We start from the raw sequence: 19,046 nt of genomic DNA, 5'->3' as shown, positions 1-19,046 counted from the left end.
CCGTGCCCGACCCCCTCGACGACGTCCCTCTCGACGACGAATCCGGCGGCGACGCGTCCGGCGACGACGTGCCGGGCGACGACGCGACCGCGCGGCACCCCGTGCTCGAGACCACGGTCGAGGAGATCGACTCCACCCTGCTCGGCGGTGGCCGCACGCACAGCGCGCGCGAGCTCGCCGAGCGCGCCGGGATCGGGCTCGACTTCGTCACCAGGTTCTGGACGACGCTCGGCCTGCCGCACGCGGACCCCGACGACCAGTACTTCTCCGAGAACGACGCCGACGCGGTCGAGCGCGCCGCGTCGCTCGTGCGGGACCACGGGCTCGACCTCACCACCGTCATCACCCTGACTCGCGCGCTCGGGCACACGTCGGACCGCCTCGCGCTGTGGCAGGTCGAGGCGCTCGTCGAGGACATGGCCTCGCGCTACGAGCTCGACGACGCGACCGCGCGCCTGCTCGTCCTGGACCGGCTCGCGGACCTCGCCCCCGTGCTCGAGGCCCAGCTGGTGCACTCCTACCGTCGGCAGCTCGCCGCGATCGCCGGCCGCTACGCGGCCGAGTTCGGCGAGATCGGCCGGACCGGTGAGGAACCCGGTGCGCTGCCGCTCGCGCGTGCCGTGGGGTTCGCCGACATGGTCTCGTTCACGCGGCGCACCGCCGGGCTCGGGTCGACCGACCTGTCGCACTTCGTGCAGCGCTTCGAGGCCGCCGCGCGTGACGTCGTGACCGCCGGCGGTGGCCGGGTCGTCAAGACGATCGGCGACGCGGTGCTGTTCGTCGCCGACACCCCGCAGTCGGGTGCGCTGGTGGCCCTCGGGCTCGCCGAGCGGCTCGGTCGCGAGCTCGACGTGACGTCCGCGCAGGGCACCGGCGGACTGGCCGAGGGCGCACGCGGCGTGACGCCCGTGCGCGTCGGGCTCGTGTGGGGCCGTGTGCTGTCGCGGTTCGGGGACGTGTTCGGGCCGTCGGTGAACCTCGCGGCGCGCCTGACCGACATCGCGGACCCGTCGAGCGTGCTGACCGACGTCGCGACGGCCGCGGCGCTGCGCGGCGACCCGCGGTTCTCGCTCGTCGAGCAGCCGCCACGCGAGCTTCAGGGCCTGGGCTCCGTGACCCCGGTCCAGCTCCTCGCCACCCCGCCTGACGTCTATCGCTGATCGGACACACCCGACCGGCCGTGCGCAGGGCGCGCGTCGACCTCAGGTGCTCTCGTCGTCCGGCGACGGGTCGGGGACGAGCAGGTCGGGGCCGTTGTTGCGGACCGCGTTGACCAGGGGGCGCACTGGCGTGGGTTCGAGCGCGGGAGGGTCGGCGGCGAGCAGGTCGCGTGCGCCCGCCGCGTCCACGGCGGGGTCCAGCCATGCGTCCCACGCGGCGTGCGGGAGCATCACCGGCTGACGGTCGTGGATGAATGCGAGGGGCTCGCTCGCGGGCCGCGTGAGGATCGTGGTCGAGACGAGCCAGCGGTCCGGGTCGTCGTCGGCCTTGCTCGGGTCCCGCCAGAACTCGTAGAGCCCGGCCAGCGCGACGAGTGAGCCGTCGGACGGGTGGATGTAGTACGGCTGCTTGCGGCCCGCGGCGGCGTCCGGGCTGGGCTTGCGCCACTCGTAGTAGCCGTCGGCGGGGATGAGGGCGCGGCGCTGCGCGAACGGGCGTGCGAACGCGGGCTTGTCCGCGACGCTCTCGACGCGCGCGTTGATCATCCGGTTGCCGACCGACGGGTCCTTGGCCCACGACGGCACCAGGCCCCACCGCGCGAGGCGCAGCTGGCGGGTGATCTCGCCGGTCTCGCGGTCGGCGCGCTCGACGACCATGCGCACGCCGTCGGTCGGGGCGACGTTCCACGACGGCGGCAGCAGCCGCACGTCGTCGGCGACGACGGCGACCGCGAACTCGTCGGCCAGGGCCTGGTCCTCCCGGAAGGAGGCGTAGCGACCACACATGCGTCCCACCCTGCCAGGTGGCTCCGACACGGGCTCGCGAGGCCCGCAGGGCCCGGGAACGCGCGCGTCGTGGTCAAGCCGTGGTCATGGGCGACACGCGTTCGGGTCACGAGGTCGAATCGATTCGCGCGGGCGCGGTCGGCGATGTCACCATGGGCGGGCGACAGCCGACGACGGACCGCCGGCGACGGTCGACGGGATGCTCCGGCGGCCCTCCGACCCCGACACCGAGACGCCACGTGACCGACACCGCCCAGCGCACCCAGCCCCCGAGCGTGCCCACCGACGCCGCACCCGCGCGCACCTACCGCCCCGACGCCCGGTACGTGCTGCTGCTGGGCATGATGTGCGCGCTGCCCGCGATCTCCAACGACATCTACCTGCCGTCACTGCCCGAGGTCGCCCGCGACCTGGGCACGTCCGCGACCGCGGCCCAGCTCACCATGAGCGCGATGATGCTGGGCGGTGCGGTCGGCCAGCTCGTCATCGGTCCGCTCTCGGACAGGTTCGGCCGTCGGCTGCCCGTGCTGGTCGGTGTCGCGCTGCACATCGTCACGTCGCTGCTGTGCGCGGTCGTCACGGGCGTCGAGATGCTCATCGCGCTGCGCGTGCTGCAGGGCTTCTTCAACGCGTCCGCCACGGTCGTGGCGATGGCGGTCATCCGCGACCGGTTCGTCGGCGCCGACGCGTCGCGGCTGATCTCGCGGCTCATGCTCGTCATCGGGATCGCGCCGCTGTTCGCACCGTCGGTCGGCGGGCTGATCGCCGGGGAGTTCGGCTGGCGCGCGGTGTTCGTCGCGCTCGGGCTGTTCGGCGCGGCGCTGTGGGTCGTGTGCTGGCGGCGGCTGCCGGAGACGCTCCCGGCGGAGCGTCGTCGCGACGGCGGTCTGCGCGCCGCCCTGCGGGGCTACGGCACGCTGCTGCGCGACCGGCACTTCGTCGCGCTCGCGATCATGCCCGGGCTCGGCAACGCCGTGCTGATGAGCTACGTCGTCGGCTCGCCGTTCGTCCTGCAGGAGGGGTTCGGCCTCACGTCGCACCAGTTCTCGTTGCTGTTCGCGCTCAACGGGATCGGGCTCGTCGCGGGTGCGCAGGTCAACGCCGCGCTCGTGCGGCGGGTCGCGCCCATCCGGATCATCCGCGTGGTGCTGCCCGTCTCGCTGGCGCTCACGCTCGGCCTGCTGGGCATCGCGATCACCGGCGTCGGCGGCCTGCCCGTGCTCCTCGTCATGCTGTGGCTCGTCCTGGCGATGGTGAACTTCGCGCCGCCCAACGCGTCCGCGCTCGCGCTCAGCCGGCACGGCGAGATCGCCGGGACCGCCGCGGCCGTCATCGGCGCGACGCAGGCCACGATCTCCGGTGTCGTCTCGCCCTTGTCGGGGCTGCTGGGCGGCGACGCGGTCGCGATGGCCGCGGTCATGGTCGGCGCCGCGGCGGCCGCGCTGCTCGTCCTGGCCCTGGCCACCCCCGCCTACCGCCGCGGCGGCGGCTGGACGGGCTGAGCCCGCACGGCGCGTCCTCGTCCGACGAGGGTGGCGGCGCCGGCTCGACGAGCGGGCTCAGCTGCCCAGTCGCGCCAGACGGTCGACCGCCTCGGCCAGCACCTCGTCGCGCTTGACGAACGTGAAGCGCACCCACGAGCGCAGCGCCTCGTCGGCCGACGAGCCCGGGCGCGTGAACGCGCTCACGGGCACGCCCACCACGCCGCAGAGCCGCGGCAGGTCCCGGCACAGCGCCGCGCCGTCGTCGTAGCCGAGCGGCGCGGCGTCCGCCAGGACGAAGTACGTGCCGTGCGCCGGTGCGACCGTGAACCCGGCGGTGCGCAGCCCGTCGGACAGCAGGTCGCGGCGCCGCGCGAGCGAGGCCGCCAGCTCGTCGACCCACGCGGCCACGCCCTCGTCGGACAGGGCGAACGCGACCGCCGGCTGGAACGGCGCGCCGTTGACGTACGTCAGGAACTGCTTGACGGTGCGCACCGCCGCCACGAGCGCCGCGGGGCCGCTGATCCAGCCGATCTTCCAGCCGGTGAACGAGAACGTCTTGCCGGCCGACGAGATCGTCAGCGTCCGCTCCGCCATGCCCGGCAGAGTCGCGACCGGCACGTGCGCCGGACGCGTCCCGTCCGGCCCGGCGAGCGTGAGGTGCTCGTACACCTCGTCGGTCACGACGAGCGCGTCGTGCTCGCGTGCGAGCCGCGCGACGAGCTCGAGCTCGGCCCGTGTGAGCACGGCACCCGTCGGGTTGTGCGGCGTGTTGACGACGACGAGGCGCGTGCGCGGCGTGAACGCGGCGACGAGCGCCTGCTCGTCGAGCCGGAAGCCGTCGGGAGTCGCGCGCAGGGGAGCGGTCGTGTGCGTGGCGCCCGCGAGCGCGACGACCGCCGCGTACGCGTCGTAGAACGGTTCGAGCGTCAGCACCTCGTCGCCCGGCCCCGCGAGCGCGAGGACCGTGGCCGCGAGCGCCTCGGTGGCTCCCGCCGTGACGAGCACCTCGGTGTCGGGGTCCAGCCCGATGCCGTACCGCCGCGCCTGGTGCGCGGCGATCGCCTGGCGCAGCTCCGGGATGCCGGGGCCCGGCGGGTACTGGTTGACGCCCGCGGCGATCGCGTCGGCGGCGACGCGAGCGACCGACTCCGGCCCGTCGACGTCAGGGAACCCCTGCCCGAGGTTCACCGCACCCGTGGCCTGCGCCAGGGCGGACATCTCCGCGAAGATCGTCGCGCGTGGTTGGCCGTCCGCGCCGAGCAGGTTGGCGGCGCGGGCGACGTCGACCCATCGAGATCCGTGCATGGGACCCGAGAGTAGGGGGCGGTCCTGCGACGTGCGTCCGGGTGTCTGCCTCCGCGGCCCCGTGGCGGCGCCCGGACTCGGAGCTCGGGTCAGAACGTGCCGGCGGCGGCGGCGAGGCCCGCGACGACGACGAGCGCGAGCGACGACCACGCGGCAACGACCCACCACTCGACGTGGTGGCGACGGATCGCTCGACGGACTGCCATGTCCATCAAGATCGGCACCGAGCGGCGCAGGTACAACATCCCGCACCGAGCGGCTGCGAAATCACCCGTTCGGGCGCCATCCCCGGGCGACGGTCGTCAGGAGCCCGACGCCGCTCGCAGGTCCTCGGCGACGCCCTGGAGCTCGTCGGCCAGGCTGCTCAGCCCGTCGGCGGCCGACCCTCCGGCGTTCGCGGCCGCGTCGTCGAGAGCCTTCTTGGCGTCGTCGACGCGCGCGCGGGCGTCCTCGAGCGCCTTCTTCGCCTCCGCGGACGCGTCGTCGCCGCTCTTCGCGACCGCTGCCTTCGCGTCCTCGAGCGCGGCGCTGGCCTCGTCGACGGCGGCCTGGGCGTCCTTCTTCTTCTCCGGCGCGAGCTCGGCGATCTGCTGGCGGACGTCGTCGGCCTTCTCGCGCGCGTCCGCGACCGACCCCTGCAGGTCGTCGATCGCCGCGCGGGCCTTGTCGAGCTGTGTCTGGGCCTGCGACTTCGCGTCGTCCAACCCCTGGCGTGCGTCGTCCGCCGCGTCGCACCCCGACACGGCCAGGGCGACGCCCACGGCGGCGCTGACAGCGGCGACGAGCGCGCGGGGGCGACGGTCAGGGTGCGTCGAGGTCATCGGCAAACCGTCCCCGACCTGGGCCGCCGACGCAACCTCGGCCACCACTCCTCCATGGACAGGTCGACGACCTGGCTGGGCGGTCGTCCGGTACGGGTCATCGGACGAGGCGCCCGCGCAGCTCGACGATCTCGAAGTCGGGTGTGGCGGACGTGGTGAACGCGTGGCCGTCGATCTCGCGCCACTTGTGCAGCGGGTCGATGTCCACCCGGTAGCGACCGGTCCACGTCGTCGTCAGGGTGATCCGGGCCGTGCCGGGACGGAAGTACGTGCTGAACACGTCGTGGTCGGGGAAGGGGTGCCCCTGTGACGTCGTGACCACGGGTGGCTGCCCGTCGGCGAAGTCCCACGCGTACGACACGGGAGTCGCCTCGATGTCGACGCCGTAGCCCAGCAGATCGGTGCGGAGCGTCTGCACCCCGGTCTCGGTGTAGACGATCGTCTTCTTGTTCACCAGCACCGGACCGCTGTCGGGCTGCATGCGCGCGGGCGCGGCGGGGATCGTCATCCGCCTGAAGTCCTCCTGCGTCATGCGCGGGATCAGGTCCTCCGGGCAGTGCCACCCGACCTGGAGGTACCACGTCTCCTCCGTGCGCAGCCGGCGCCAGATCGGCAGCAGGGGCGTGCCGTCCTCGCACACGGGCGGGTCGTGCTGGATCGCCGAACCGCCCCAGCACGCCTCGTTCGAGTCCCGGTCGATCTCGGGGTACCGGCTCCAGCACGGAAGGTCCCGCTTCCACACGTAAGCGCCGGCGTCAGGATCTGCCTCGTAGGCGCTGATGCCAGCCGTCGCGTCGCTGGCCCGGACGAACATGCCGGTGTCCCTGGCCTCCCCGATCGTGCTCAGAGCCTGTGCCGGGAGCGCAAACGGACTCGCCGCTGCGGCGAGGACCGCGACTGCAACCGACTGACGAGCGAAAGTCCGAAGCCTCACGCGTCGAGCACCGCCATCACGCGCCAGGCGCTGTCGCTCCACAGCACCTGGATCTTGTGCACGCGGCCTCGTGCGCCGGGATCCGAAGCAAGGACGGAACCGGTGGACTCGACCTCCCTCGACGCCTGCTGATCGAACGTGACGGCGACCGTGAACGATCCGCGGCGGCCTTCTTCAACGGCGGTCTCGTGCACGATGATCGCGCCGCCCTCCGTCGTGACCCCGGTTGCCTCGTACTCGCCCAGCGTCTCCAGCACCCGGTTGCAGTAGCCGCAGTCGTTGTACGAGAGCTCCCTGAACGCCGTGAGATCGTGCGTTGCCGCTGCGTACGAGAACAGCAGCAGGAAGTACTCGGCGATCTCGGCGGCGGCTTCCTTGCTCGGGGGTGCGTCGAGGGCGTCCGGGCGCGGCGGGGGCACGGTGAGGTCGATCGAGGAGAAGTCGTCCGACGCGCTCGGGAGCGAGGTGGGCGTGGGTGTCGCCGACGGCGTCGGTGCGGCGCTCGCGGTCGGGGCGCTCGTGGCCGTGGCCGTGGCGGACGCGGACGGAGGGGCAGGGGTGTCGCCCGTGCAGGCGGCCAGCACCGCGACCAGAGCGAGCGCGGTCGTGCCGGTCCAGAGCGCGCGGCGGCGAGACTGCCCGGGTCTGCGGCGAACCGGGTGCTCGGCGAGGGTCACGTTCGTCGGCGTCATGTGCACGGCCGCGAACTTACCCAAATCGGACGGCCCGCCGGGGCGGGTTCCACGAGGCTGTGGACGAACGTCCGAGCCGCGCTGCGCAGCCGGGCCGGGCTGCCGCGACCCGCACCCCGGGCGCAAGGAGCGCGCCCGGGGTGCGGGGGAAAAGGTCGACGCCCCGTCCGGCGAGGGATGAGCCGGACGGGGCGTCGCGAGCGGGCGGGGCTCTACCAGTGGCTCAGAGCCGTGGGAGCCCGCCGGAGGTGGTCAGCCCTCCTGCCCGCTCTTGCGGCCTCGGACGTCCTCCAGCGACGTGCCGTAATAGGCCGCGGTCATGATGTCCTTCATGTCGTCGATCATCGGCATCCGCGGGTTGGCGGGGGCGCACTGGTCCTCGTAGGCACCCATGGCGACCTCGTCGAGCCGCGAGAGGAACTCCTGCTCGTCGACGCCCTGGGCCTGGAACGAGGCCGGGATGCCGACCTTCGACCGCAGGGACTCCACCGCCATCGCGTAGGACTCGACACCCTGGGCCGGCGTGGAGGCCGGCAGGCCGAGCATCTGCGCGATCGCCTGGAACCGCTCCGGCGCGACGTAGCTCTCGTACTTGGGCCAGCTCGTGAGCTTCGTCGGGACGGTGCCGTTGTAGCGGATGACGTGGGGGAGCAGCGTGGCGTTCGTGCGGCCGTGGACCAGGTGGTAGGTCGAGCCGACGACGTGCGCCATCGCGTGCACGATGCCCAGGAACGCGTTGCCGAACGCCATGCCGGCGATCGTGCCCGCGTTGTGCATCTTCTCCCGCGCGTCCTGCGTGGCCGGGTCGGCCGGGTCGCCGTTCACGGACTGCGCGAGGTTCTCGAAGATGAGGCGGATCGCCTGCAGCGCCATGCCGTCGGTGAAGTCGTTCGCGTAGACCGACACGTACGCCTCGGTGGCGTGCGTCAGGGCGTCGAAGCCCGAGTCGGCGGCGAGCGAGCGCGGCATCTTCGAGGTCAGGACCGGGTCGATGATCGCGACGGTCGGCGTCAGCGCGTAGTCCGCGAGCGGGTACTTCTTGCCCGCGTCGGGGTCGGAGATGACGGCGAACGGCGTGACCTCGGCGCCGGTGCCCGACGTCGTCGGGATGCAGACGAGCTTGGCCAGGTCACCCAGGACGGGGAACTTGAACGCGCGCTTGCGGACGTCGAAGAACTTCTGCTTGAGGTCGGAGAAGTTGATCTCCGGGTGCTCGTACAGCAGCCACATGACCTTCGCAGCGTCCATGGGCGAGCCGCCACCGAGCGCGATGATCGTGTCCGGCTGGAAGTGCCGCATGTTCGCGGCGCCCTTCTGCACGGTGCGCACGGACGGCTCGGGCTCGACCTCGTCGATGATCTGGACGGCCACGTTGTTGCCACGGCGGTGCAGGACGTCGAGGACCTTGTCGACGAAGCCGAGGGTCGTCATCGTCGTGTCGGTGACGATGGTGACGCGCTCGACGTCGGCCATGTCGGCGAGGTACCGGATCGCGTTGGGCTCGAAGTAGGTCTTCGCCGGAACCTTGAACCACTGCAGGTTGTTGTTGCGACGACCGACGCGCTTGACGTTGATGAGGTTCACCGCCGAGACGTTGTTCGAGACCGAGTTGTGGCCGTAGGAGCCGCAACCGAGGGTCAGCGAGGGGATGAAGGCGTTGTAGATGTCGCCGATGCCGCCGAGCGACGAGGGCGCGTTGCAGATGACGCGGATGGCCTTGACCCGCTTGCCGAACTCGACCGTCAGCGCGTCGTCCCGCGTGTGGATCGCGGCCGAGTGACCGAGGCCGTCGAACTCGACCATCTTCTCGGCGAGGGCGAAGCCCTCCTCCGTGGAGGCGGCGTGCAGCACGGCCAGGACGGGGCACAGCTTCTCGCGCGTCAGCGGCTCGTGCGGGCCGACGCCGGAGACCTCGGCGAGGATGATCGAGGTGTCCGCGGGGACGGTGAAGCCCGCCTGCTCCGCGATCCAGACCGGCGACTTGCCGACGACGGTCGGGTTGAGCTTGGCACCGGCGCAGTTCTCGCCACCGGCCTCGACGCCGAAGATGAAGCGCTCGAGCTTGGCCTTCTCCTCGGGCGTGGTGCGGTAGGCGTGCAGCTTGGCGAACTCGGCCATCGCGGCGTCGTAGATCTCGTCGTCGATGATCGCGGCCTGCTCCGACGCGCAGATCACGCCGTTGTCGAACGCCTTGCTCAGGACGATGTCGTTGATCGCCCGCGCGAGCTTCGCGCTCTTCTCGACGTACGCGGGGACGTTGCCCGCGCCGACGCCGAGGGCCGGCTTGCCGCACGAGTAGGCGGCCTTGACCATGGCGTTGCCGCCGGTCGCCAGGATCGTCGCGACACCGGAGTGGTTCATCAGCACGCTCGTCGCGGTCAGCGACGGGGCCTCGACCCACTGGATGCAGTGCTCGGGGGCGCCGGCGGCGACCGCGGCGTCGCGCACGGTCCGGGCCGCGGCGATCGAGGACTGCTGCGCGTTCGGGTGGAACGCGAAGATGATCGGGTTGCGCGTCTTGAGCGAGATCAGCGACTTGAAGATCGCGGTCGACGTCGGGTTCGTCACCGGGGTGATGCCGGCGATGACACCGACGGGCTCGGCGATCTCGGTGATCCCGTTCAGGTCGTCGACGTTGATGACGCCGACCGTCTTGAGGTTCGCCATCGAGTTCGTGACGTGCTCGCACGCAAAGATGTTCTTCACGGCCTTGTCCTCGAACACGCCGCGCCCGGTCTCGTCGACCGCGAGCTTCGCGAGGTGGCCGTGCTGGTCGAGCGCAGCGACCGCGCCCTTCTTCACGAAGCGGTCGACGTCTTCCTGCGTCATCGACTCGAACTGCGCGAGCGCCTTGGTCGCGTTCGCGACGAGCTCGTCGATCGCGGCGTGGACCTGCTCGTCGGACTGCACCGCGAGCGCCGGCGCCGGGGCGTCGGCCTTGCGGTTCTTGGAGGGGCGGGGCGTGCTGGTGGTGGTCACGGAAGCTCCCAGGTCGGGTGGAATCGGTGGACCGGGCGGGGTGCTGGAGCTCCGTCCGAACCGACACCTCGACGCTAGGGACGCGTCCCCGACAAGTGGTGGGATGAAAGTCCTTCCGGGTCGTGCAGGACGAATCACCTGGCCACGCGCGGCCCTCAGCAGGGACCTGGGTCCTGCCTGACGGGGCCCTCAGCCGCCGGGGAAGCCCGGGACCTCAGTCGCGCAGGCGTGAGACCCACGACGACGCGAGCGACTCCTCCTCGAGGTCCAGCTCGCGCATCATGCGCCGCATCACGACCTCGTCCAGGTCGCCCGCGTCGCGGTGGTGCATGAGCACCTCGCGCTGCGCCGCGATCACGGAACGGCGGACGGACTGCATGCGGCGACCGGCGTCGGCCGACGACTTGCCACGGGCCGCGAGCACGTCGAGCCCGCGGGCGGGGCCCCGTACAGCCTCCGGGTCGAGCCCCAGGTCGTCGGCGCTGTCCGGGTCGAGCATCACGGCGGCGGCCGCCGCCCGCGCACGCCAGCCCGCCGAGAGCCGCTCCACGACCTGCTGCGCGCGCTCGTCGCCCATGGTCGCCGCGAGCTGGGGGCGCTGCTCCTCGAAGTAGCGCTGCACGGCCTCGGCGGTCGCGACGCGCATCGCGGCCTCCTGCTTGGCGTCCGCGGCATCTTCCTGCGCGGAGCCGACCCCGAGCCGCGTGATCACCCACGGCAGCGTGAGGCCCTGCAGCAGGAGCGTGCCGAGCGCGACGGTGTAGGCGGCCAGCTGGATGGTCGCGCGGTGCTCGAACGGCGCTCCGTCCATGGTCGCGGGGATGGCTGCGGCGGCGGCGAGCGTCACCACGCCGCGCATGCCGGCCCACGAGACCACGGCCGACTCGCGTGCGCTCAGCGAGTCGCGTTCCGGTCGGTGGGAGCCGGGCAGGCGGATGTCGTCGAACCACGTGGTCGCGAAGATGTAGACGGGCCGCACGAGCAGCGCGACGACGAGGACGACGAGCGAGACGGTCAGCCCGTGCGCGAACCCCTGGTCGGAGTCGACGACGTCGCGGACGACCCAGGGCAGCTGCATGCCGATCAGCGCGAACGTGAACGACTCGAGCACCAGGTCGAGCGTCGACCAGATGGGCTCCTCGAACAGTCGGGTCGCGTAACCCGCGCGCGGCGACGTGTGGCCGAGGTACAGGCCCGCGGCGACGACGGCGAGCACGCCCGACCCGGCGAGGGCCTCGGCACCCCAGTACGCGGCGAACGGGGTCATGAGGCCGACCGCGGAGGCGACGACCGGGTCGTCGAGCCGCATGCGGACCTGGTGCACGACGAAGGCGAGGACGAGCCCCGTGCCCACGCCCGCGACCACCGCCATCGCGAACGTCGCCAGCCCGGCACCGAGCGCCCACGCGCCGCTCGCGACGCCCGCCAGCGCCACCTTGTAGAGCGTGAGCGAGGTCGCGTCGTTGATGAGGCTCTCGCCGGACAGCAGCGTCATCACGCGCCGGGGGAGGCCGAGGCGCCGGCCGACGGCGGCCGCGGCGACGGCGTCCGGCGGGGCGACGACCGCGCCGAGCACGAGCGCGGCGGCGACCGACACGTCGTCGAGCAGCGAGAACGTGAGCGCGACCGCGAGTGCCGTGACGATCACGAGCCCGACGCCGAGGCGGGTGATCGAGTTCAGCGACGCGCGGAAGTCGCGGTACGACGAGGACAGCGCGGCGGAGTAGAGCAGCGGCGGCAGGACGAACTCGAGCAGCAGCTCCGGCTCGACCTCGTACCGCGGGACGCCGGGGATGAGCGAGACGAGCAGCGCGACCGCCACGACGACCAGCGGAGCCGGCCAGCCGCGGCGCCGGCACACCGCCGCGACCAGGACGGCGCCGACTGCGAGCGCGAACACCGCGACGTGGTGCACCTGACCTCCGTCGTCGTCGAACCCTGCCGTACGGACCGGGCCGTGCACGGACCGTGCGGTCACGGTACCCGCGGCGGGGCCCCGTCGGCAGGGGCAGGCGCACGCGCGGGTGCGGCGACGCCGCGGCATTCGACCACCTCGACGCCGGTCGGCTGCAGGTCGGCGAGCTGTGCTCCACTCTCGCTGAGACAGCCGTGAACCGCCGTGCTGACGGGGCCGTGGAGACGACGAAGGCCGCGCTGCTGCTGCAGCACGGCCTCGCGTGGTGCGCCCGAAAGGATTCGAACCTTCGACCTTCTGCTCCGGAGGCAGACGCTCTATCCACTGAGCTACGGGCGCCGAGATGCACGGATGCATCGGCCAGCGAGCCTACCAGCCCGAACCCGACCCCTCTCCACCCCGCCCCTCTCCACCCTGCACCTCGCCACCCCACCCACCTCGCCGACCCAGCGCCTGCTCAGTCCCGCGCGCGCGTTGGCCTGAGCAGCCCCTGGTTCGCCGAGGAGGAGAGACAGCGACCCAGCGCGTCAGGGGGACTCGCCCAGGAGGGCCGAGAGGTAGGCCGTGGTCTCCAGGACCGCCTTGGCCGCGTCTCCCGCGACGATCGCCTCGATGAGCGTGTCGTGCGCGGTCTGCCCGTGGTAGTCGGTGACGAAGTTGAACCGGATGTTCTCGCCGATCGCGTCGATGAGGTTCTCGTACAGCGAGAGCAGCACCGGGTTGCCCGCTGCCCGCACGATCGTGCGGTGCAGCGCGAGGTCGGTCTCGACCATCGCGTCGAGGTCGCCCGAGACGTAGGCCACCGCGCGCTCGTCGCGGCGCTCGAGGAGCGTGCTCGCGTCGAGCGCGGTGCGGCGGCGTGCGGCCAGGCGCGCGGCCTCGATCTCGAGCGCGCGGCGCACCTCGACGACGTCGCGCTGGCGGGCGTCGGCGATCTGGCGGCCCATCGACGCGGCGAGCTCGGACGACGACAGCACGTACGTGCCCGAGCCCTGGCGTCGCTCGAGCAGGCCGGCGTGGACCAGGGACTGCACGGCCTCGCGCACCGTGTTGCGCCCGACGCCGAGCAGCTCGACGAGCTGTGGCTCGGGCGGGATGCGGGCGCCCACGGCCCACTCACCGCTCGCGATCCGCGCGTGCAGCTCCTGTACGGTCGAATCGATCAGACCGGTCCGACGCGTGATCGCCGAAGGGCCTCCGTGTGCGGGCATGCCGTGCAGTCAACACGAGCGAGCCGTCCGCCCGCCAGACCTGCCCGTCGCCCTCGTCCTTCCTTCACCCCGCGGAGTGCTGTGCCGTCCCGTCCTGCCGAGCCCGCGCCCTGGCGCGGCCGCCTCGTCGTCCTGGCCGGCATCGTCCTGGTGGGTCTGAACCTGCGGATCGCGGTCGCCGCCGTCTCGCCGCTGATCGACGTCATGCGCGAGGACGTGGCGCTGACGTCGGCGCAGATCGGCCTGCTGGGGACCATCCCGGTCCTGTCCTTCGCCCTCTTCGGCTCGCTGGCCACGCCCGTGGCACGGCACCTCGGGCTCGAGCCGACGATGGTCGCGGCGCTGCTGCTGTCGGCGACCGGCGAGGTGCTGCGGGCGAACGCGACGACCGCGCCCGCGTTCCTCGCGTGGTCGATGCTCGCGCTCGCGGGCATGGGCATGGGCAACGTGCTGCTCCCGCCGCTCGTCAAGCGCTACTTCCCCGACCGCATCGGGGTGGTGACCGCGGCGTACTCGGTCGCGCTCTCGGTGAGCACCGCGGTGCCGCCGCTGGTCGCGCTGCCGCTCGCGCAGGCCGCGGGGTGGCGGTGGTCGGTCGGGGTGTGGGCGGCGGTCGGCGTCGCGGCGGCGGTGCCGTGGGTCGTGGTGATCGTGCGGTCCGTCGCGGCGCGTGCGCACCTGCGCGAGCTCGTCCGACGATCGCCGGGTCCGGCCGCGAGTGCGCTGACGGCCCGCGCGGGCGACGGTGCGACGCGCCTGGTCTGGCGCTCGTCGCTCGCCTGGGCGATGGCGGTCACGTTCGGCATGAACTCGCTCGGCACGTACACGGTGTTCGCGTGGCTCCCGGAGATCCTCGCCGACGCGGGCCTGGGCACGGAGGTCGGCGGCCGGTGGCTCGCGCTGTTCGCGATCCTCGGCCTGCCCGCGTCGCTCGTCGCACCGGTGCTGGCCGGGCGCATGCGCTCGCCGTTCCCGCTCGTCGTCGCCTTCGTGGCGTGCTGGGCCGTCGGGTATCTCGGTCTGCTGCTCGCCCCCGCGCACGGCACCGTGGTGTGGATGGTGCTGCTCGGCCTCGGCCCCAGCACGTTCCCGATCCTGCTCGCGCTGATCGGGCTGCGCACCGCGACCCCCGCGCTCGCGGTCGTGCTCTCGGGCATGGTGCAGGGCGTCGGGTACGCGCTCGCGGCGCTCGGGCCGATCGGCATCGGGCTGCTGTACGACGCGACGGGCAGCTGGGACGCCGCGCTGCTGGTGCTGCTGGCCCTGCTCGTCGTGCTGCTCGTCGCGGCGCGGCGCGCGTGCCGGCCCGAGGTCCTCGGGGAGCCGGACGCCGCGGCGGAGAGGGCCGGGCGTTCCCCTACGCTTGACCGGTGACTCCCGACCAGCTCTCCCAGGCCCTCGCGGACGCCCTCGCGGCGGCCGTCGCCGACGGTACGTTCGCTCTCGCCCCCGCCGATCTCCCGGCGCACGTGCACATCGAGCGACCCCGCCAGCGCGAGCACGGGGACTGGGCGACGAACGTCGCGCTGCAGCTCGCGAAGAAGGCGGGCATGAACCCGCGTGCGTTCGCCGAGGAGCTCGCGCGGCGCCTGGGCGCCACGGCCGGCATCGCGGCCGTCGAGATCGCCGGCCCCGGCTTCCTCAACATCCGGCTCGACACCGCCGCCGCGGGCGAGCTCGCGCGCACGGTCGTCGAGGCGGGCCCGGCCTACGGCCGCAACGAGGCCGAGGCGGGGCACACCGTCAACCTCGAGTTCGTCTCGGCGAACCCGACGGGTCCGCTGCACATCGGCGGCGTGCGCTGGGCGGCGGTCGGGGACTCGCTCGCGCGCGTCCTGCAGGCCGCGGGTGCGCAGGTCACGCGGGAGTACTACTTCAACGACCACGGTGCGCAGATCGACCGGTTCGCGCGCTCGCTCGTCGCGCGGGCCCGGGGCGAGGAGGCCCCCGAGGACGGTTACGGCGGCCAGTACATCTCCGAGATCGCCGACCAGGTGGTCGCGGACGCGCTCGCGGCAGGCGAGCCGGACCCGACCACGCTCGGCGACGACGAGGCCCTCGAAGCGTTCCGCGCGCGTGGCGTCGAGCTGATGTTCACCGAGATCAAGAAGTCGCTGCACGAGTTCGGCGTGGACTTCGACGTGTACTTCCACGAGGACTCGCTGCACGAGTCCGGTGCGGTCGAGCGGGCCGTCGCGCGCCTGCGCGAGCTGGGCCACGTGTTCGACGCCGACGGCGCGACGTGGCTGCGCACCACGGACTTCGGCGACGACAAGGACCGCGTCGTCATCAAGTCCGACGGCGAGGCCGCGTACATCGCGGGCGACATCGCCTACTACCTCGACAAGCGCGAGCGCGGGTTCGACCGCGTCGTGATGATGCTCGGCGCGGACCACCACGGGTACGTGGGTCGCATGCGCGCGGTCGCGGCGGCGTTCGGCGACGACCCGGACGTCAACCTGGAGATCCTCATCGGCCAGCTCGTCAACCTGGTGCGCGACGGGCAGCCGGTGCGCATGTCGAAGCGTGCGGGGACGGTCGTGACGATCGACGACCTCGTCGACGCGGTCGGCGTGGACGCCGCGCGCTACTCGCTCGCGCGCTCGTCGGCCGACAGCGCGATCGACCTGGACCTCGACCTGCTGGCCAGCGCCAAGAACGAGAACCCCGTCTACTACGTCCAGTACGCGCACGCCCGGACCGTGAACGTGGGCCGCAACGCGGCCGACGCGGGGGTCCGCCGCGAGGACGGCTTCGACGCGAGCCTGCTGGACGACGAGTCCGAGTCGGTGCTGCTGGGCGAGCTCGCGCAGTTCCCGCGGGTCGTCGCGCAGGCCGCGAACCTGCGGGAGCCGCACCGCGTCGCGCGCTACCTCGAGGAGCTCGCCGGCGCGTACCACACCTGGTACGGGCGCCGCCGGGTCACGCCGTTCGGCGACGAGGAGGTCAGCGACGTGCACCGCACGCGGCTGTGGCTCAACGACGCGACGCGTCAGGTGATCGCCAACGGTCTCGGCCTGCTCGGCGTGAGCGCGCCGGAGCGGATGTGAGCACGAGCATTCCGGGTGAGCCCTGGTCGACGGGCGTCGCACGGGACGACGAGGGCGCGCTCGTCGTAGCCGGGGTCCCGGCCGCGCGGCTCGCCGCGGAGGTCGGCACGCCCGCCTACGTGCTCGACGAGGCGGACCTGCGCGCGCGTGCCGCGGGCTACCGCCGCGCGTTCGCCGCGGCGTTCGCCGAGGTCGGCGCGGGTGTCGACGTGTACTACGCGGGCAAGGCGTTCCTGTCGGTCGCGGTCGCGCGGTGGGTGCACGACGAGGGTCTGCGGGTGGACACCGCGTCCGGCGGCGAGCTCGCGGTCGCGCTGCGCGCGGGCGTGCCGGGTGCGGACCTCGGCCTGCACGGCAACAACAAGTCCGACGACGAGCTCGCCCTCGCCCTCGAGCACGGCGTGGGACGGATCATCGTCGACTCGCTCGTGGAGATCGAGCGGCTCGCGGCGCTCGTCCGGGCCCGTGGGGGAGCGCCCGCGCCCGTGATGGTGCGCGTGACGACCGGCGTGCACGCGGGAGGCCACGAGTACATCTCGACCGCGCACGAGGACCAGAAGTTCGGCCTGTCGGTCGCGGCGCACGGCGACGGCGACTCGCCCGCGATGACCGCGCTGCTCGCGGTGCTGTCCCACCCGGAGCTGCACCTGCTGGGCATCCACTCGCACATCGGCTCGCAGATCCTCGACCCGTCGGGGTTCGAGGTCGCCGCGCGCGTGGTGCTCTCTCTGCGCGCGGCGCTGGCCGAGCGCACCGGGGTGCTCGTCGACGAGGTCGACCTGGGTGGCGGGTACGGCATCGCCTACCTGCCGGGCGACGTCGCGCTCGACCCCGACCGGATCGCGAAGGACGTCGCCGCGTCGGTCGCGGCGGCCGCCGCCGAGCTCGGGACGCCGCTGCCGCGGTTCTCGATCGAGCCCGGGCGCGCGATCGTCGGTCCGGCCGGGCTCACGCTGTACACCGTCGGGACCGTCAAGCCCGTGCGCGTGGACGACGAGACCGAGCGCCTGTACGTGTCCGTGGACGGCGGGATGAGCGACAACATCCGGCCGGCGCTGTACGGCGCGCGGTACCACGCCGAGGTCGTCGGGCGGCTCTCGTCGGCGCCGTCGGTGCTGGCCCGCGTGGTCGGCAAGCACTGCGAGTCGGGCGACGTCGTCGTGCACGAGGTGCAGCTGCCGGGCGACGTGCGTGCGGGCGACCTGCTGGCCGTCGCGGCGACGGGCGCCTACGGGCGGTCGATGGCGTCGAACTACAACCTCCTGACGCGCCCGCCGGTCGTGGCGGTGCGCGGCGGCGAGGTGCGCACGTTGCTGCGGCGCGAGACCGTCGACGACCTGCTCGCCCTCGACCAGGGCTGACCTGCCGTAGCACGTCGCGCGCCGCTGGACGTGTGACCAAGGCCGCTTGCGGAAGGTAGGTGAGCCTAACCTTTGCGCGGCTAGGATGGCGGGGTCCACGGGGTCTCACCCCGTCCCTCAGCACGGAGGTCGACCAGCCATGCCTGTCGCGCGCCCGGCCCGCGCTCTCGTCGCGACGCTCGTGCTGGTCCTGGCGCTCGCCGGATGCGGCGGCGCGACGGCGGCCGACGACCACGACGTCACGGCCGGCGGCGGCACGCGCCTCGCCGACGTGGAGCCGGCGGCGGCACCCAAGACGCTCACGGGCCCCGCGACCGCGGTCGTCGCGGACGCCGCGGTCCGGCCCGTCGCGGACGACCCCGAGCCCGCGCTGCCCGTCACCGTCACCGACGTGCAAGGCACAGCGGTCACCGTGAGCGACGCGAGCCGCATCCTCGCGCTCGACGTGTACGGAACTGTCTCCCGCATCGTCTACGAGCTCGGCCTGGGGGACCGCGTCGTCGGACGCGACACCTCCTCCGCGTTCGCGGAGATCAAGGACAAGCCGCTGGTCACGGCGAACGGGCACGAGCTGTCCGCCGAGGCGATCCTCGAGCTCGCACCGACCGTGATCCTCACCGACACGAGCCTGGGCCCGTGGGACGTCGTGCTCCAGATGCGCGACGCGGGCATCCCGGTCGTCGTGGTCGACTCGCACCGGTCGGTCGACGGCGTCGGTGACCTCATCACGCAGGTCGCGGACGCGCTCGGCGTACCCGAGGCCGGTGCGGCTCTCGCGCAGCGCACCGACGACGCCGTGACGGCGAAGATCGCCGAGATCGCCGCGATCGCACCCGAGCAGGAGTCCGAGCGGCTGCGGATCGTGTTCCTCTACGTGCGCGGCCAGGCCGGCGTCTACTACCTGTTCGGCGAGGGCTCGGGCACGGACTCGCTCATCGACGCGCTCGGTGCGGTCGACGTCGCCGGGGAGATCGGCTGGCAGGGCATGAAGCCCGTGACCGACGAGGGCATCGTCAAGGCCGAGCCCGACGTCGTGCTCGTCATGTCCGACGGGCTGGCGTCGGTGGGCGGCGTCGACGGCCTGCTCGAGACGCTGCCCGCCGTCGCGAGCACGCCCGCGGGCCAGAGCCGGCGCATCATCGACATGGCCGACTCCGCGGTGCTCTCGTTCGGGCCGCGCACCGCGGACGTCCTCGACGCGCTCGCCGTCGCGCTCTACGCACCCGCGCAGTCGTGACCGTGACGCAGACCCACCCGGCAGCCGCGGAGGCGCACGAGACCGCCGCCCGCGAGGCAGCAACGCCCGCGGTCACCGCGCATGAGGCGGCCGGCCCCGCGGCCGCCGCGC

15 protein-coding genes and 1 tRNA gene are annotated in these 19,046 nt (G+C 73.0%); 6 read left to right on the top strand and 10 right to left on the bottom strand.

Going from position 1 to position 19,046, the window contains the following annotated elements; translation table 11 throughout:
- Positions 1–2 precede the first annotated feature (2 nt).
- On the top strand, positions 3–1,160 hold the full coding sequence (locus CWIS_RS00295; protein WP_369796438.1) for an adenylate cyclase regulatory domain-containing protein: 1,158 nt from the start codon (positions 3–5) through the stop codon (positions 1,158–1,160).
- Positions 1,161–1,202: 42 nt separating this feature from the next.
- Here the strand turns inward: CWIS_RS00295 and CWIS_RS00290 are convergent, their stop codons facing one another.
- Complete coding sequence (locus CWIS_RS00290) at positions 1,203–1,946, bottom strand: SOS response-associated peptidase (protein ID WP_048341216.1); 744 nt, start codon at positions 1,944–1,946, stop codon at positions 1,203–1,205.
- A 239-nt stretch (positions 1,947–2,185) separates the two neighbouring features.
- Here CWIS_RS00290 and CWIS_RS00285 point away from each other — a divergent pair, with 239 nt between their 5' ends.
- Positions 2,186–3,448, top strand: coding sequence for a multidrug effflux MFS transporter (locus CWIS_RS00285; protein WP_369796437.1), 1,263 nt, complete (start codon positions 2,186–2,188; stop codon positions 3,446–3,448).
- Positions 3,449–3,505: 57 nt separating this feature from the next.
- Here the strand turns inward: CWIS_RS00285 and CWIS_RS00280 are convergent, their stop codons facing one another.
- From CWIS_RS00280 to CWIS_RS00240, 9 genes are all read right to left on the bottom strand, one after another.
- Positions 3,506–4,735 (bottom strand): pyridoxal phosphate-dependent aminotransferase, encoded by a 1,230-nt coding sequence (locus CWIS_RS00280; protein ID WP_048341215.1) that lies wholly within the window; start codon positions 4,733–4,735, stop codon positions 3,506–3,508.
- Positions 4,736–4,824: 89 nt separating this feature from the next.
- Complete coding sequence (locus CWIS_RS00275; protein ID WP_048341255.1) at positions 4,825–4,941, bottom strand: hypothetical protein; 117 nt, start codon at positions 4,939–4,941, stop codon at positions 4,825–4,827.
- Between the two features lie 96 nt (positions 4,942–5,037).
- On the bottom strand, positions 5,038–5,556 hold the full coding sequence (locus CWIS_RS00270) for a hypothetical protein (protein ID WP_048341214.1): 519 nt from the start codon (positions 5,554–5,556) through the stop codon (positions 5,038–5,040).
- 97 nt (positions 5,557–5,653) lie between these two features.
- Positions 5,654–6,370 carry a hypothetical protein gene (locus CWIS_RS00265; protein ID WP_053071469.1) on the bottom strand — a complete coding sequence of 239 codons (717 nt, stop codon included), beginning with the start codon at positions 6,368–6,370 and terminating at the stop codon, positions 5,654–5,656.
- 116 nt (positions 6,371–6,486) lie between these two features.
- Positions 6,487–7,182 (bottom strand): DUF6318 family protein, encoded by a 696-nt coding sequence (locus tag CWIS_RS17335; RefSeq protein ID WP_053071468.1) that lies wholly within the window; start codon positions 7,180–7,182, stop codon positions 6,487–6,489.
- A gap of 252 nt (positions 7,183–7,434) precedes the next feature.
- Complete coding sequence (gene adhE, locus CWIS_RS00255; protein ID WP_231583617.1) at positions 7,435–10,161, bottom strand: bifunctional acetaldehyde-CoA/alcohol dehydrogenase; 2,727 nt, start codon at positions 10,159–10,161, stop codon at positions 7,435–7,437.
- A gap of 214 nt (positions 10,162–10,375) precedes the next feature.
- Positions 10,376–12,076: a sodium:proton antiporter gene (locus tag CWIS_RS00250; protein ID WP_048341251.1), complete on the bottom strand. Its 1,701-nt coding sequence runs from the start codon at positions 12,074–12,076 to the stop codon at positions 10,376–10,378.
- Positions 12,077–12,339: 263 nt separating this feature from the next.
- Positions 12,340–12,415: transfer RNA gene (locus CWIS_RS00245), tRNA-Arg, on the bottom strand.
- Positions 12,416–12,603: 188 nt separating this feature from the next.
- Entirely contained in the window at positions 12,604–13,287 is a 684-nt protein-coding gene (locus tag CWIS_RS00240; RefSeq protein WP_307722626.1) for a FadR/GntR family transcriptional regulator, read from the bottom strand.
- 81 nt (positions 13,288–13,368) lie between these two features.
- Here CWIS_RS00240 and CWIS_RS00235 point away from each other — a divergent pair, with 81 nt between their 5' ends.
- The 4 genes from CWIS_RS00235 to CWIS_RS00220 all read left to right on the top strand — a co-directional run bounded on the left by CWIS_RS00235 (position 13,369) and on the right by CWIS_RS00220 (position 18,935).
- On the top strand, positions 13,369–14,661 hold the full coding sequence (locus CWIS_RS00235) for an MFS transporter (RefSeq protein WP_048341213.1): 1,293 nt from the start codon (positions 13,369–13,371) through the stop codon (positions 14,659–14,661).
- The gene (gene argS / locus CWIS_RS00230) at positions 14,658–16,337 is read left to right on the top strand and encodes an arginine--tRNA ligase (protein ID WP_048341212.1); all 1,680 of its coding nucleotides are present in this window, start codon (positions 14,658–14,660) and stop codon (positions 16,335–16,337) included. The genes CWIS_RS00235 and argS overlap by 4 nt, the downstream gene beginning before the upstream one ends.
- Positions 16,334–17,698 (top strand): diaminopimelate decarboxylase, encoded by a 1,365-nt coding sequence (gene lysA, locus CWIS_RS00225; RefSeq protein WP_048341211.1) that lies wholly within the window; start codon positions 16,334–16,336, stop codon positions 17,696–17,698. The genes argS and lysA overlap by 4 nt, the downstream gene beginning before the upstream one ends.
- 139 nt (positions 17,699–17,837) lie before the next feature.
- Entirely contained in the window at positions 17,838–18,935 is a 1,098-nt protein-coding gene (locus CWIS_RS00220) for a hemin ABC transporter substrate-binding protein (protein WP_048341210.1), read from the top strand.
- Positions 18,936–19,046 lie beyond the last annotated feature (111 nt).

It is taken from the genome of Cellulomonas sp. A375-1 (assembly GCF_001040865.1).
GTDB lineage: Bacteria > Actinomycetota > Actinomycetes > Actinomycetales > Cellulomonadaceae > Cellulomonas > Cellulomonas gelida.
Note: the sequence above shows the minus strand (reverse complement) of the source record. Positions and strands in the feature narration are given on the sequence as shown.

Coding starts and splice junctions, on each gene's coding strand:
- CWIS_RS00290 (WP_048341216.1), bottom strand. CDS start 1,946: ATGTGTGGTCGCTACGCCTCCTTCCGGGAGGACCAGGCCCTGGCCGAC.
- CWIS_RS00280 (WP_048341215.1), bottom strand. CDS start 4,735: ATGCACGGATCTCGATGGGTCGACGTCGCCCGCGCCGCCAACCTGCTC.
- CWIS_RS00275 (WP_048341255.1), bottom strand. CDS start 4,941: ATGGCAGTCCGTCGAGCGATCCGTCGCCACCACGTCGAGTGGTGGGTC.
- CWIS_RS00270 (WP_048341214.1), bottom strand. CDS start 5,556: ATGACCTCGACGCACCCTGACCGTCGCCCCCGCGCGCTCGTCGCCGCT.
- CWIS_RS00265 (WP_053071469.1), bottom strand. CDS start 6,370: ATGTTCGTCCGGGCCAGCGACGCGACGGCTGGCATCAGCGCCTACGAG.
- CWIS_RS17335 (WP_053071468.1), bottom strand. CDS start 7,182: ATGACGCCGACGAACGTGACCCTCGCCGAGCACCCGGTTCGCCGCAGA.
- CWIS_RS00240 (WP_307722626.1), bottom strand. CDS start 13,287: ATGCCCGCACACGGAGGCCCTTCGGCGATCACGCGTCGGACCGGTCTG.
- CWIS_RS00220 (WP_048341210.1), top strand. CDS start 17,838: ATGCCTGTCGCGCGCCCGGCCCGCGCTCTCGTCGCGACGCTCGTGCTG.